Annotated in this window: 1 protein-coding gene; it reads left to right on the top strand. The window is 45.1% G+C overall.

Annotated elements, in window-relative coordinates:
* A partial coding sequence (locus tag C5469_RS23085; protein ID WP_166311046.1) for a phage baseplate assembly protein domain-containing protein occupies positions 1-515 on the top strand: 515 nt, incomplete at its 5' end.
* Between the last annotated feature and the right edge of the window lie 10 nt (positions 516-525).

Genomic DNA, 525 nt, shown 5'->3' with positions numbered 1-525 from the left:
GTGATAGCGGAAACATTCAAGTTGTTCAGTACCAGACGCCAATCGAGGTTCGGGACAACACGGCAAGGATGGCTGAATTTGGCTTCTCTTCTGCATTGCCAGCCGGGACAGACGTTGTGATTGGTTATCTCGGCGGGGACCGTTCCAGCGCTGTCGTGATTGCCAGCAACAATAAAAAATACCGGCATAAGAATTTAAACCCCGGTGAAGTGGTGCTGTACAACCAGTGGGGTTTGCATATCTTGCTGACAGAATCAGGGATAACGATAGAGGCCAAGGGTCAGCCCGTTACTGTGAATAATGCAACACAGGTAACAATTAATGCTAGCGAATCTGTACTTTGTAACACGCCAATTCTAAAAGTGACGGGTGATATTGTTGACAACTGTAATAGTAACTCTTCAACAATGAAACAGTTGCGTGATTCCTATAATAATCATACACATAAAGTATCCGGTGTGGAGTCTGGCGGTTCAACAGTAACAAGTCAGAAAATCGGGGAGCCAGTGAAATGAGTGATATTAC

This window comes from Photorhabdus cinerea (assembly GCF_011189575.1).
GTDB classification, from domain to species: Bacteria; Pseudomonadota; Gammaproteobacteria; order Enterobacterales; family Enterobacteriaceae; genus Photorhabdus; species Photorhabdus cinerea.
This window is presented reverse-complemented; position numbering and strand designations above follow the sequence as displayed.